This window comes from Photorhabdus laumondii subsp. laumondii (assembly GCF_003343245.1).
Lineage (GTDB): Bacteria > Pseudomonadota > Gammaproteobacteria > Enterobacterales > Enterobacteriaceae > Photorhabdus > Photorhabdus laumondii.
Genome location: NZ_CP024901.1, coordinates 3,910,021 through 3,923,330, shown reverse-complemented (window position 1 = coordinate 3,923,330; position 13,310 = coordinate 3,910,021). Strand labels below are relative to the sequence as shown.

Sequence of the window (13,310 nt, the reverse complement as noted above, 5' to 3'; positions counted from 1 at the left end):
ATTATTCTTAATCATAAATTTATTGTGAGAATTTAAGGCCATCTTTGAAAAAACAATTAAAATTGTATTGTTGTGTGGTTTCTTTCTTGTCAGATAAAGAAAGAGCCTCTCAACTATTTTATGATTCATTTAAATTTCTTATCTTTTTTAAGCTGAATAGTAATGCCTTGTAAATTTGGCTTAAAATATGGAGGTACATGTGACTGATTTTCATAACTTTGACGTTTATTTGTCTCAAATCATGAATTGGCACTTTTCGCCTGAAACCGGATCGCCGTTTTGGCTTGAAAAACGCAAAATATTGGATTTCGATCCATTGCAAGATATACGTACTTTCTCTGATTTAAGGTTATTTCCCGATATTGCTGATGAACTTCGGGATGTTCCGACTGAAAGCTTGGTGCCTCGTGGTTTGCAGAATGCGGCCATTGCGGGGGTATTTGAAAGTGGAGGGACGACAGGACGACCCAAACGTGTTGTCGTCTTTGAAGAGTGGTTAGAGCAGTTAGTGGCCTGGCGTTTGAGTGATATGAAAGTCGTTAATACGGGGGCAATAAAGAATACCTTGGCGCTGGTCCCTTCTGGTCCTCATGTTATCGGGGCAATAAGCCGTCTTCGTGCTCGTGCTAATGGTGGGCATTTCTTCACCGTGGATTTAGATCCACGTTGGGTTAAAAAGATGATCCAACAAGGTGATCTTGCCGGGATGGAGGCTTACTGCGAGCATATTCTCGATCAGGCTGAAGATATTATTAATAGACAAAATATTAGTTACCTAATTGTCACGCCGCCACTTTTAGAACGAATGGTTAGGAGAGCGGCGTTGGTCAGTCATTTGAATAAGAGTTTGGACCTTATTGCTTGGGGTGGAACTCACATGGACCCAGATACACAGGCATTTTTGCAATCCTCAATTTTCCCTGATGTCAAAATAACAGCCAGTTATGGCAGTACAATGATACTGGGCGAATCTAAATCAAGAGATAATCAGGATTTTGAAGGGTCACCTATCTTTGACAGCTTTGCCCCTAACGTCCTTTTTGAAGTTATCGATCCACTGACGCAAAAACCGGTTCCTTTTGGGGAACGAGGTCGGGTTGTAATGAACTACATCAACAAGTTTGCTTTATTTCCGAATATCTTGGAACGTGATACAGCGGTGAGGATGCCAAGAATAGATGATTACCCAGGAGTTTCCGTTACGCTGGTGCGTCCTGTTGAGGAGATTTCTGGTCATGCGGTAATAGAAGGGGTCTATTAATGCTAATCGATAGTGTGAAGCCTGACGTAAAAACCGCAATGGAGAACAAATTGCAACAAGTGGAGGCTCTCGCACTGGGAGAATCCTATGTTACACGCCGGCGTGCGGCTGTTATCAACGTGTTAGATGAAGTTGTTGGAGAAACTGCGATAGCGCCTCCCGTTTATATTTGTGAAGTTGTTCGCAAGATGAGAATTGCCCCCCGACTGAGGTTGGATGAAATTCATGCAACAATGAAGCAGGCGGCAAAAATTTATTCCAGTGAGAGTGTCGCCGGGCTTTCTCCGGCAGAATATGTGCAATTGACACACCGTGTCATTGGGCTGCCAGCGAGTATTATCGAAAGGTCACTGATTGAAACTTCAGAAGTGCTTATGATGATGTCTGAGATAATCAAAGCATCTATGCCACATGGCGCTATTTGGCATGTGGATGATAGCAGAGTTGCAGAAGGATGTGCTTTATTCAGCCGACGAGCGGATGTGCTGGCTGTTCTGACTGGTGGTAATGGGCCGGGAGCGCATGCTTTGTGGCCGCAAGCTCTTGCTTTTGGGTATCGAATTTTAATTAAGCCTTCTGTTCGTGAACCATTCACCGCTCAACGATTAGTCTCCTCATTGCAACAGGCTGGGCTCGGAAACTATGTTGCGCTCATACCGACAGATCATCAAGGTGCTGACGAAATGGTTTCTGCGGCAGATCTGTCTATTATTTATGGCGGGCAAGATATCGTTAATAAATATCATTCGAATCCTAAAGTTTTAATCCAAGGACCGGGGCGTTCGAAAATTGTGGTAGGTTCAGATGTCAATATTGATGAAGCAGTTTCACTTGTTGCCCGATCGGTCAGTGCTCTTGGTGGTACCGCATGTGTTTCTGCCAGCGCGGTATTAATAGAAGGGGACCCTGTTGATTTTGGTCAACGTTTATCGGAAGCGTTTGATCAGATGGATGCTGAGGAGACATTTCCATTAGGGTCATCGAATACCACGGCTTTATTACAGAAATCACTTTATCCTGAAAAAAATGAAGATCTTCGGTTGTTTGGTGAACAAACATCATCAGGATATATCCTTAGACCTTGCGTTACTGTTGTCGATAATCCAATAGATCCTTTAATTCAACGCGAACTTCCATTTCCATGCGTCACTGTTGCACCTTATGACCGTTTGAAGAGTTCACAAATGTTATCAGATTCGTTAGTTGTTACTGTATTCTCGAAAAAACCAGAAATTCTGGGTGCCGTTCTGAGTAATACAACTATCAGTAATGTTTATGCAGGAGATATTCCGACAACCTGGATGGCACCACTTGTACCGCATGACGGATATTTGTCAGAATTTTTGATGCATAGCCGAGGGGTTCGTATTCAGAAGAATTGGTTTACTTAAAATGATAAAGAGAAATGTAACGATATCAATCTATGCTAAAGACCCGTGACCGAATTGATTCAAACTTGAAAGATGACAGGTATATACAAAAACCGCGCCATAAGTCATTCATGGCGCGGTTTTTTATTATTTAGTGTTAAGTTGAAAATTTAAATCACTTTATGTGGACCAAAACATGCATAGTGAATAAATTGTTTATCTATTCCCATATCCAACCACTGTTTAGCGACATATTACATATCCAAAACAAAGCCTGTTTGAAAGTTATCAAATTCCACTTTGATGCTAACGTTGCATTTCATCATATTTCCTTATGACTTCATTGCCTGATTGATTAAAAAACATCATAATTGATTTTTTTTGTGATCATTTCGTTTAGGGTATATTTCAGACTGATAACTCAATTATAGGTAATAGTTGCTTATGGCTAATGATTTAAATGTGGAACGAACCGGGCTGGTTTTTACTCTTACGGCCGGTAATCTCCCTGTGAAAACTTTTGTTGTGGTTGAATTTACACTGAATGAAGTCTTGTCAATGCTATTCAGTTTGCAAGCCACAGTGACTTGTGCCAATTCAGATATTGATTTTGCGGATATTTTGGATCAATACGCCACATTGACCGTTTATCGTGATGGGCAGCCTGAGCGTTATATCACCGGGATTGTGACTCATTTTGTGCAGGAAACAACGGGCCGTTATCGTAGTTGTTATTACTTGACTCTCCACCCTTCCTTGTGGCGTGCCGGATTGCGGGTTAACTCTCGAATTTTTCAGAATAAATCCGTCACCGATATTATTGATAGGCTATTGAAAGAAAATGGCGTTCGGCAATTCTCTTGTCTATTGCGCTATGAACATCCCGTGCGGGAGTTCTGTGTTCAGTACGATGAGAGTGATTTGGCTTTTTTACAGCGTCTGTTAGCTGATGAAGGGATCTTTTATTACTATTACTTTGATCAGGATAAGGGCGAGCCGGCAATGATTTTTGTCGACTCTTATACCAAGAATGGTTCTCTTTCACTGCCCTACAACCCAGAACCTGATGTTACAGGCAACCAGTGTTGCATCAGCCAGTTTCGTTGGGGAGAACGAGTGGGCATTGCTGAAATTTCGGTGAGAGATTACACATTTAAACATCCCCGGTGGCTTTCAGATTTTCAATTCCATGAAAATCACAGGTACATCGGCAATCAGCGTTCGGATTTAAATAGCTACTATTACTATGACTTTCCCGGACGTTATAAAGATGGAAATGGGCAGCGAATAAGTCAATACCGGTTGGAGGCATTGCGTAATGATGCTTTGCTTGGCAGTGGGCAAAGTGACAGTTTTGCTCTTTTACCGGGCATGTGGTTTACGCTTACCGATCATCCGAAAGAAAAATTTAATGCGCCGTGGCAAATAATCCAAATTACTCACCGCGGTCATCAACCTCAAGCGGATGAATCCCATTTTGGTAGCAGAGGGACGACTTTGACGAACGGTTTTACCTTTGGTAGTCCCAATTTCTCCGTGAGGCTAAAGAGGTTTATTCGCATGTGAAATCTGTTGTAGGAATGTCTTTTCTGATGCCACCTTTTACACATGGCACAGGAAGTTTGATAGGATAGAGAAAATGCTTAGCCAGTATCGTTGGTCAATAAAAATGGCCGATCTCTCTCATCTGTCATCCGAACAGGCTGAAGCTGCCAGGAGATTTGTCGATCTCAAGTTTCAGGTGGATACGATGGCAAGAGATCACCGGATGACCTGCATGGCACTATGGGTGGCGGTGAGTACGGCCCATCTCACGGTATGTGTTTCTTCAATAGAATCATTCCTTTTCTGCCCTGTGATTCTGAGGTTCATGAGCCGGAGATCCTGTATGTGCCGATAGCACATACACTGGGATGCAGTTGGCGGTGGTGGCCTGACCATTATCTATCGGAAGAGAACGAAGAAGGAATAAAATTACACATTTTTTCGGATTATGGGATTCGTAGTACCAGTTATACTTACATACCTGAACTAGGCTTGTTTCTGCCCGGTGAAGGGAAAAACCGGGTTAATTTCTGCCGTCATCACAACATTAGCGCTATTCCATCCCATCATTCCGAAGGCTGACAGAATAAAGCTTTATGTCAAAGAGGAAGCCGCTGGTAGAGACGTTTTGGCTGTTCTAGATAATCGCTATGTTCAGAAGGTTAACCATTATGCGTTTGCACTACCGGTCCTTCAGGCTTATGGAGTCATCGTATCACGTAAGTGGCCTAGTGACTTACCATCAACGGATGATATCCGGGCTTATGCTAGCACCTCTGTTAACAACAAGCTTTTTTACCGGCCGGTAGTCGATCTCGATAAAGTCAGAGTAGCGTTCACTAAGAAGAAGGAGGGGGAAGAGTTCATCCGTACCACGCTTTTTCATCTCCTCCCAGTCCGTAAAAAATTTACCCATATCTTCGTGTTCATGCTGATTTTTGTGGTAGCGATGACTCTGTGGGATCACCTCGGTGAGGGGAATGTCGCGAATATGTTGCTTGCAGTAGGGGCTTTTGCTGTCGGCAGCATGTTTGTCATGATGGTACCGGTTTTTCAGGTAAGGAAAAAATACTTGACTGATGAAAGTCAGTGACATAGTGGGTGTGCTTCGGAAGATGTAGTGGAGCAAAAATTTCGGACATCTCACAAGTCTGCTAATCTGATTAATATGAAAGTGAGGTATTAACGTGAAACTGAAACAGCCAAGATACCAATATTCTTCTGAATTGCCCTCTCATTGCTTCCCACGACTCAGCATAAGAGAGATTACCAGCTGCCCCGGGATAGTTCCATCCTGATTAATTTCGTAGTTCCACTCACACTGAACCACAATAGGCATCGCAGTGTGGTAATACAAAATCACACCCTCAACATCAGAATATTTTTAAGATAATCCCTAGATGTTTTTATGCGCCGTGCAGAGGCACGGTCTTTCAGTGGGTGCGAATCTCGCCCGGTACCCATTAGAGCAGTCGTGGCGGTAACAAAGCATGGTGTATTAGGAAGATTATTTTAATGATAATGTATTCCACTAAAGAAAAATTTTTAGAGGAAGAGCTGGACGCAAACCTGGCAATCAAGATAATACTTAACCTATTATTTGCTCTAACATAGGGCATATTTGAGTCGCATAATGCTGAAAAGGCAAAATTATGAAACCAGTAACCAACAATAATTTCCTAAGAAAAATTAATATAAAAGGCTACAAATCTATCTCAGAATGTGATTTACAAATGGGATGTCTAAATGTACTCATTGGTGCCAATGGTGCTGGGAAATCCAATTTCATCAGTTTTTTTCGTCTAATCACCGTTGTACTTGATCATCATTTACAATCTCTTGTTGGCAAAATGGGTGGCCCCGACACATTATTGCATTTTGGTCGTAAAAAAACTGAGTCTATGAGCACTGAGCTTTATTTTGATCACAATGGTTATAAGTTTGAACTGGAACCCACAAATGATAACCGTATGATGTTCCAACATGAATCACTCTTTTTGGACATCAAAGGGGATTTTAATATTGGTGCTGGACACTTTGAATCTCAGATCGGTCAGCATCATAACATTGAGGATTACGCATTACTTACTATGCTCCGATGGAGGGTTTACCATTTCCATGATACGAGTGATAATGCTAGAGTTAAACAAACTCATCGTATTAATGATAATGACTATTTACGGGAAGATGGTGCTAATTTAGCGGCATTCTTATATCGTCTGCAAAAAAATCATATTCTGCATTACAAACGCATTGTCAAAACCGTTCAAATGGTTGCACCATTTTTTGGTGATTTTTACTTGCGGCCCACCCCGGATAATACTGATTACATTCAACTCGAATGGACAGAGAAAGAGCAGGATATTCCCTTTAAAGCGAGTGAATTGTCCGATGGTACTTTACGATTTATTTTATTGACTACCGTGTTACTGCAACCCGAAGATTATATGCCAAGTTCAATTATTATTGATGAACCAGAGCTTGGACTTCACCCCTATGCTATTAATGTACTGGCTGGTTTGATCAAAAACGCCAGCAGTAAGCACCAACTGATTATTTCTACCCAGTCAGTCGAACTGGTCAATCAATTTGATGCTGATGATTTGATTATCGTTGACAAACAACAAGGGGAATCTACCTTTAAGCGTCTGAATAGTGACTTTCTTTCAGAATGGCTTGAAGACTATAGCCTTGGTGAATTATGGAAGAAAAATTTACTCGGCGGGAGGCCACAGCGATGATCCGTATCAATGTTTTTGTAGAAGGGCAAACGGAAGAAACTTTTGTGCGGGATGTGTTAGCTCCCTATTTTGTAGCACAGCAAATCTATCTGACACCAATATTAGTTCAGACGAGTACCAGTCAGAAAGGCGGTATTACAAGTTATGGTAAGGTAAAATATCAAATTACTCGCTTATGTCGACAAGATCCCGGTGCATTCGTCACAACATTAATTGACTACTATGGCCTGCCTACTGATTTCCCTGATTATAATGAACAACAGGATAATGCAGCCAACGAACGGGTAGTTAAGCTAGAGCAAGCTTTCGCTAATGATATTGGGCAAACTAATTTTATTCCCAATCTGTTATTACATGAATTTGAAGCACTATTGTTTTGCCAACCTGAAAAATTTGCGGATTGGCTTGATGACAACGCCCCCATTTCAGTATTACAAACCATCAAAGCTCAATTTGATAGCCCTGAAGATATTAATAATAGCCCACAAACTGCACCATCTAAGCGTATTTTGGCGATAGTACCCAATTACCATAAGACCTTACACGGCCCACTCATCGCCGGTGATATTGGATTAGATACAATTCGTTCCCAATGCCCACATTTCAATCAGTGGTTAAATAAGCTAACTAACCTCAGTTTTGTTTAGGGATAGCTATTTCAAAATTACGTAAATTTAAGCTCGGCTTTTTGTGTTGAAAAGTGTAGGCAATTAATCCTGACACGACTTCCAGCAGAAAGCCGAGAACACTACGATGTCTTGAGTGTGCTATTTGAGAAATATTTTTCAACTGATTCACTACGGTCTCTACCACAAAACATTTTTTTAACATCAGGTTATCCCATAGTAATAAAGCTTTGGCTTTCATATTTTTGCGTATATACCCGTAATCATTGAAGATGCTTGATTTTATCCGAAATGGAGATCATTATCCTCGCTATGAAAATATTCATTACCGATGAACAAAAAGCCGAACTTGAACATCTCCATCACACCTGCCGTGATAAGAGGGAGTGTGATCGCATCAAAGCGGTCCTGCTGGCCTCTGAAGGCTGGAGTTCAGTGATGATCGCTCAGGCCCTGCGTCTTCATGAAATGACCGTTAACCGCCATATCAGTGATTACCTTAATCAAGGTAAACTTAAATCTGATAATGGAGGGTCTGATAGTTTGCTTTCCCGAGAACAAACTGATTTTTTAATCAATCACTTATCTCAACATCTTTTCCATCACACCCATGAAATCGTGGCCTATGTTGCTCAGCTCTGGAATATTACCTTTAGCATTCCCGGCATGAATAAATGGCTACACCGTCAGGGTTTTTCTTATAAAAAACCTTGTGGCGTCCCTCATAAATTCGACGCAGAAAAACAGCGACAATTTATTGAATATTATGAGAATCTTAAAGTCACAGCGAAAGACGAACCCATCCTTTTTCTTGATGCTGTTCACCCGACTCAAGGCACCAAACTCAGTTATGGCTGGATGCGAAAAGGCGAGAAAAAAACCGTCAAAACAACAGGAAGCCGGACTCGCCTGAATATATTGGGCGCCCTCAACCTGAATGCCATTGGTCGTACGGTGTTCCAGGAATATCAGACCATCAACGACTACAACATTTGCTGTTTTTTCAATGAAATAAGAAAGTCTTATCCTGACTATCATCAAAAAATTCACCTTATTGTGGATGGAGCGGGTTACAACAAAGCTCATCTTGTGAAGGAGTGGGCTTATGTTAGCAATATTGAGTTACATTACCTTCCTCCCTATAGTCCAAATTTAAACCCGATAGAACGATTATGGAAGGTCATGAATGAACAGGTTCGAAATAACCGTTATTTCGCGGATAAACATGAATTTCGAGACAACGTCTTCAAATTTTTCACCACAACGCTACCGGATATAGCGGACTCGCTGATGTCTAGAATTAACGACCATTTTCAGGTGCTAAAAACTGCATCTTGAAGTTTCTTGGGTATATTCGTCACCAACGTAACTCCTTCCACAGCCAGGTCTTCACACAGGGCTTGTGAAAGATAACCTTTATCTCCATATCCACTTAACCTTTTCACTCACTGTTTGACCGGTTGACTATCATTCGTATTACCGGGATCAATTTGACCTCCAAAAACTCCCTGCAATCATGGATAACCAAGAGAAGTTTAAAGCCATAGAACCAGCCTGTACTGCTTTTTCCTCGACTCACTACGTCATCAAAGACCCGACGCAAGTTATGGCATACCGCTATTCTGGTCGAATCAATAAAAGCCATCTTTGCTGTCTTAGCCTTGGGCAATGAAAAGGGGTGAACGCTCTTTTTTTCAGTGCGAGCATTCGAGTATAACTGACTAATCCGGGGAATTCTTTCTGGAAATAAGGTGTTACATACTCAAAGTAAAAGGATTTAAGATTCTGGTAATGACTGATGTGAAATAAGATAAGGAGCGTCATCACTTAGCTGAGAGAAAGAAAAGACGGTCGATTAAGCTGACGTAATCTATCCTTAATGAATTGCTGATGCCAGAGAGGCACAAAGTCATCGACACGCAGCAGTAAAGTTCTTTTAAAGTAACCATAGCCTGAAGATATCCACGATTTTGTTTTCTTTAGCAAAAACTTCATCATTCCTTAGGTTCTTTGTGAGGGTGATTTGGGTGTATGTGTATGATTGCCCCCAAGTATGACAGTAAAAAAACAGTTTTTCCTGTTCGGGGCAGTGTTTCGGTCTGCTATGATTGATTCAACGTTTTGCTTGAAAGGAATAATGGATATGGCTTTTCTGGTTAAAGCAGATCGTACAACCAAAGAGGTTTTTGCCGAGGACTTCCCGGCAAATAAGGGCATGGAGGGCGAGTTTGATGTTCAGGATCTCACTAATTTTGTGGGCGGGTATCTTGAAATGGTAACGCTGCGGCCACCGCTAAACATCAACGGAAAAGAATACTGCTATATGCTTTGCGATGAAGACGGTAAGCGGAAAGAGTATCCGGTCAATTACATCGCGTGCGAGTATCTTGTCGGTTCCCATTTAGTAGGAAGTGACTTTGTTGTAGGTGATGTTGTGTTCCTCGAACGACACGAAATTTCATGAACCACGCTTAACTGAAGGCGAGTAACCATTAAGATATACCCGCCACCAGCATCAATCCCAGAATTGTTCAATCGGCACACGTCCACAGCGCAGCAACTGCACTTCGGCTAGCCGGTTAAGCTCTTCGCGCATATCAGTCGTTTTCCAAAAATACCAAGCCGTAGAGGGCGCTTAACAACAACGTCATTCGATGGAGTAACGCCAGATACAAAGTTGCCGCAAACCCACCGGTTTCGTACACCCTCTGCAAAAGATGTACGAAAGTAAGTATAATTTATTTCGTACATGCATTATATTTCGTACATGCATTATAATTCGGACATCCATTACGTACAGGAATTTTCACTATGTCACGAGTTTTTGCCTACTGCCGGGTCTCCACTCTCGAACAGACCACCGAAAATCAGCGCAGGGAAATTGAGGCGGCTGGTTTTGCCATCAGACCCCAGCGACTGATTGAGGAGCAAATCAGCGGTTCGGTGGCCGCCAGCGAACGTCCCGGTTTTGCCCGGTTGCTTGATCGTATGGAAAATGGCGACGTACTGATTGTCACCAAACTTGACCGTCTGGGGCGCAATGCGATGGACGTACGAAAGACAGTAGAGCTGCTGGCAAAGTCAGATATTCGGGTTCACTGCCTGGCGCTGGGCGGAGTTGATCTTACCAGCCCGGCAGGGAAAATGACCATGCAGGTCATTTCGGCGGTGGCTGAGTTCGAACGTGATTTGCTTCTTGAACGCACTCATTCTGGTATTGCCAGAGCAAAAGTGGCAGGAAAACGCTTCGGGCGTCCACCTGCATTAAATGAGGAACAGCAGCAGGCGGTGATCATTCGTCTGAAAGCTGGAGACAGCATCAGTGCTGTTGCCCGTCAGTTCAGTACAGCTCGGCAAACCATTCACAGAATAAAAGCCGGGATGATTTTATAACTTGAAGGGGCAAATAATTCGCCCTGGTGTTTCATACAGCCTGCCCCACGAGGAGTTTCATGGTATCGTTAACAAAAAAACAAACCGCACAGCTTTCAGAGATGGGTCATGACGTGCTACTCAATATCATTCATGACCTGATACAGGATAATAAACAGGCCAGGAACGCACTGGTGAACGGGTATCTGTTATCGGCAGCGGAGGTACTCAAAGCCGTCGAGAAGGAGTATGTCCGACGCGCCAAAAGCAAACGTTTTTATGATTACTATGATGCCGATGCCTTTTTTGACGAGCTGACACGCAGTATAGCGACCCCCCTTGTGGGTATCGCCCACGCGCTCCCCGAGCAGGTGGAAAGTCTGAGCGTAAAAATGATGCTTGAGTTCGAAAAATTCACCGGTAACGTGGACACCTCCAGCGGAAGTTGGATGGACTACTACACCATTTTGTTGGATGCGTGGATGAAATCACTGGGAGCGCAAAAAAACAACGATCCTGCATTCATTGCTAAAAAAATATTCACCGTTGTTGAAAGAGAATTTTATTTTGGGATTGAAATCTTTAAAAAATACCGCGCCTTACTCGGTACAGATATTTTACGTATAATTCGTGACATGTATTATCAAAAAAAACTCCACCGGGAAGCTTTGGGTCTCAGCATGATAATGAAAGACTTGGATTTTCTGACGATGGCGTTTAAAAACGATGAGTTTTGCCATTCCACCCATTATTTTGATTATGCCAGATTACTTATGGAAGAACTGCGGTCCGATGATGCACTCGCCGTATTAAAAAGTCAGCGGAATGACGATGAGGATATCACAGATAATATCATATGGAATGAACTATTCATTCAGGCCCTGATTGAGGAAGGGAGAAAAGAAGAGGCCAAAGCCCACTGTATTACAGCATTCACCTTTCAAGGTGATACCCGTTTTTATCATCTGTACACAAAAGCTGCTGAAAAAGATGTCGATCACAGCCCGGCATTCCTGAAAATAGCAAAAGATACAGGATTAGCGCCATATGTCTGTTTTGCATCAGACATTGAACGGTATGACTTAATCGACGCCTGCATTATGGGCACGCCAAAAAACAACCTCGCCGACTCGCTGGCTTATATCACCCATTCATATTTACGGACATTATCCAGTACCCTGTATAAACACGGCTATGCGCATACGGCGACCCTTTTGCGCCGCTTTTTGGTGGAGGACAACATTCAGAAATCAAAAAGCAAGTATTACAGCTATGCCGCCTCAGACATGAAAAAAGCCATCGATTATGGCGAAGGTCTGGAGGATTGCCCTCAGCTTCCGGAAACAGAGGGCTACCTCAGAACTCTCTACGAACAACATAAACGTAAAACCGCACTCTGGCCGCTGATGACAGATAAAATCAAAGGATTATCCGTAGGAAAGGACGGCCTACGCTACAGCGGAGATGCCTCATGACATCACAGGAACTGTATGACCACGCGGTGTCACTGCTGGCAAGGCGGGATTACGCATCCGGTGAGTTGACACGGGCTCTGAGTAAGATGACGGAAAACAGAGAGAATATCGACAGGGCGTTGTCGAGACTGGGTGAGTGTGGTTATCTGGATGATAACCGCCTGATTGATAAACATGTTCGAAAAAAACATGGCCCGGCCAGAATCAAACAGGAGATCAGGCAAAAAGGTTTTTCTCAGGAGTTGGTCGAGCAGATGCTGGAGAAAGTGGATGTGGACTGGTATGCCATGGCAAGGGACCTGAAAGTCAGTAAATTTGGTGATGCGGTGGTATCAGAAGCCAAAGAAAAAAACAAACAGATTCGCTACCTCCAGTACAAGGGGTTTTCGATGGACATGATATTTGAGGCGTTAAGCTGATCATGGTTGTCAGAGCCCCATCCAAGACAAATGTCGTCATATTGTAGCTTCGCTCCCATTACCCCGTGTTGTGGGTAGGACACGATCTCCAACAAGCAAATGAACGACTTCGTTTCTGGATTTGAGAACAATTTGTTCGTGGCCCTGCGCTATCTGGAACATCAGCAACAAAAATGTGGAGCCACACCGTCGTATTCAGGCCAAACTGTAGCGTCTTTTGTCGGAGTACCGTCCAGGTTCCTCTTTACTATGAACAAGGGAAAATAAAGCAGCCCTGTTAGAATGGGCTGTTAGAACTGAATCAGTACAAATAATTAAAGTAACTTCCGTATTACATCTCATTTATTCAATTTTAATCGCTAATATATTAACTCATTTAATATATCTATCATTATAACTAAACATGAGAATAGTCAAATCCGAGAGATTTATTTTATGAAAATGAATCGTAAGGAGCTGACGTCCAATAGGACGGGCTCCACGATAAACAAACGCCATAAG

At 42.6% G+C, this 13,310-nt stretch carries 12 protein-coding genes and 2 pseudogenes; 12 read left to right on the top strand and 2 right to left on the bottom strand.

The features are described 5' to 3' along the window. Window positions 1-199 precede the first annotated feature (199 nt). From PluTT01m_RS17065 to PluTT01m_RS17040, 7 genes are all read left to right on the top strand, one after another. Window positions 200-1,261 (top strand): AMP-binding protein, encoded by a 1,062-nt coding sequence (locus PluTT01m_RS17065; RefSeq protein ID WP_109791723.1) that lies wholly within the window; start codon window positions 200-202, stop codon window positions 1,259-1,261. Continuing rightward, window positions 1,261-2,652 (top strand): aldehyde dehydrogenase family protein, encoded by a 1,392-nt coding sequence (locus tag PluTT01m_RS17060; protein ID WP_011147499.1) that lies wholly within the window; start codon window positions 1,261-1,263, stop codon window positions 2,650-2,652. Before PluTT01m_RS17065 ends, PluTT01m_RS17060 begins: the two co-directional genes overlap by 1 nt. 423 nt (window positions 2,653-3,075) lie before the next feature. After that, complete coding sequence (gene tssI, locus PluTT01m_RS17055; protein WP_082302925.1) at window positions 3,076-4,197, top strand: type VI secretion system tip protein TssI/VgrG; 1,122 nt, start codon at window positions 3,076-3,078, stop codon at window positions 4,195-4,197. A gap of 219 nt (window positions 4,198-4,416) precedes the next feature. Next, window positions 4,417-4,758, top strand: coding sequence for a hypothetical protein (locus PluTT01m_RS26965; RefSeq protein ID WP_146748378.1), 342 nt, complete (start codon window positions 4,417-4,419; stop codon window positions 4,756-4,758). Next, window positions 4,682-5,269, top strand: a complete 588-nt coding sequence (locus PluTT01m_RS17050) for a hypothetical protein (RefSeq protein WP_011147497.1) — start codon at window positions 4,682-4,684, stop codon at window positions 5,267-5,269. Before PluTT01m_RS26965 ends, PluTT01m_RS17050 begins: the two co-directional genes overlap by 77 nt. Window positions 5,270-5,828: 559 nt before the next feature. Then, window positions 5,829-6,917 (top strand): AAA family ATPase, encoded by a 1,089-nt coding sequence (locus PluTT01m_RS17045; RefSeq protein ID WP_041380236.1) that lies wholly within the window; start codon window positions 5,829-5,831, stop codon window positions 6,915-6,917. Beyond that, complete coding sequence (locus tag PluTT01m_RS17040; protein WP_041380234.1) at window positions 6,914-7,564, top strand: DUF4276 family protein; 651 nt, start codon at window positions 6,914-6,916, stop codon at window positions 7,562-7,564. Before PluTT01m_RS17045 ends, PluTT01m_RS17040 begins: the two co-directional genes overlap by 4 nt. Here PluTT01m_RS17040 and PluTT01m_RS17035 read toward each other — a convergent pair. Next, window positions 7,551-7,793 (bottom strand): annotated as a pseudogene (locus PluTT01m_RS17035) (transposase); the annotation flags it as partial. The gene PluTT01m_RS17040 and the pseudogene PluTT01m_RS17035 sit on opposite strands and share 14 nt — an antisense overlap. A gap of 62 nt (window positions 7,794-7,855) precedes the next feature. On the opposite strand from PluTT01m_RS17035, the gene PluTT01m_RS17030 reads away from it, so the two are divergent. Continuing rightward, entirely contained in the window at window positions 7,856-8,881 is a 1,026-nt protein-coding gene (locus PluTT01m_RS17030; protein WP_011147494.1) for an IS630-like element ISPlu19 family transposase, read from the top strand. Here PluTT01m_RS17030 and PluTT01m_RS28305 read toward each other — a convergent pair. Continuing rightward, window positions 8,878-9,492: pseudogene (locus tag PluTT01m_RS28305) on the bottom strand (transposase); the annotation flags it as partial. The gene PluTT01m_RS17030 and the pseudogene PluTT01m_RS28305 sit on opposite strands and share 4 nt — an antisense overlap. Before the next feature lie 194 nt (window positions 9,493-9,686). On the opposite strand from PluTT01m_RS28305, the gene PluTT01m_RS17015 reads away from it, so the two are divergent. The 4 genes from PluTT01m_RS17015 (at window position 9,687) to PluTT01m_RS17000 (ending at window position 12,809) form a co-directional block, all read left to right on the top strand. Next, window positions 9,687-10,007, top strand: a complete 321-nt coding sequence (locus PluTT01m_RS17015) for a DUF3846 domain-containing protein (protein WP_011147492.1) — start codon at window positions 9,687-9,689, stop codon at window positions 10,005-10,007. 347 nt (window positions 10,008-10,354) lie between these two features. Continuing rightward, window positions 10,355-10,936, top strand: a complete 582-nt coding sequence (locus tag PluTT01m_RS17010) for a recombinase family protein (RefSeq protein WP_011147491.1) — start codon at window positions 10,355-10,357, stop codon at window positions 10,934-10,936. A 59-nt stretch (window positions 10,937-10,995) separates the two neighbouring features. Continuing rightward, on the top strand, window positions 10,996-12,390 hold the full coding sequence (locus tag PluTT01m_RS17005; protein ID WP_011147490.1) for a DUF6880 family protein: 1,395 nt from the start codon (window positions 10,996-10,998) through the stop codon (window positions 12,388-12,390). Next, the gene (locus PluTT01m_RS17000; protein WP_011147489.1) at window positions 12,387-12,809 is read left to right on the top strand and encodes a regulatory protein RecX; all 423 of its coding nucleotides are present in this window, start codon (window positions 12,387-12,389) and stop codon (window positions 12,807-12,809) included. The genes PluTT01m_RS17005 and PluTT01m_RS17000 overlap by 4 nt, the downstream gene beginning before the upstream one ends. The last annotated feature ends 501 nt before the right edge of the window (window positions 12,810-13,310 follow it).

Excerpts from the sequence above, each read along its gene's own strand:
- PluTT01m_RS17015 (WP_011147492.1), top strand. The coding sequence starts at position 9,687 with ATGGCTTTTCTGGTTAAAGCAGATCGTACAACCAAAGAGGTTTTTGCC.
- PluTT01m_RS17010 (WP_011147491.1), top strand. The coding sequence starts at position 10,355 with ATGTCACGAGTTTTTGCCTACTGCCGGGTCTCCACTCTCGAACAGACC.
- PluTT01m_RS17005 (WP_011147490.1), top strand. The coding sequence starts at position 10,996 with ATGGTATCGTTAACAAAAAAACAAACCGCACAGCTTTCAGAGATGGGT.
- PluTT01m_RS17040 (WP_041380234.1), top strand. The coding sequence starts at position 6,914 with ATGATCCGTATCAATGTTTTTGTAGAAGGGCAAACGGAAGAAACTTTT.
- PluTT01m_RS17000 (WP_011147489.1), top strand. The coding sequence starts at position 12,387 with ATGACATCACAGGAACTGTATGACCACGCGGTGTCACTGCTGGCAAGG.
- tssI (WP_082302925.1), top strand. The coding sequence starts at position 3,076 with ATGGCTAATGATTTAAATGTGGAACGAACCGGGCTGGTTTTTACTCTT.
- PluTT01m_RS17045 (WP_041380236.1), top strand. The coding sequence starts at position 5,829 with ATGAAACCAGTAACCAACAATAATTTCCTAAGAAAAATTAATATAAAA.
- PluTT01m_RS17030 (WP_011147494.1), top strand. The coding sequence starts at position 7,856 with ATGAAAATATTCATTACCGATGAACAAAAAGCCGAACTTGAACATCTC.
- PluTT01m_RS26965 (WP_146748378.1), top strand. The coding sequence starts at position 4,417 with ATGGGTGGCGGTGAGTACGGCCCATCTCACGGTATGTGTTTCTTCAAT.
- PluTT01m_RS17060 (WP_011147499.1), top strand. The coding sequence starts at position 1,261 with ATGCTAATCGATAGTGTGAAGCCTGACGTAAAAACCGCAATGGAGAAC.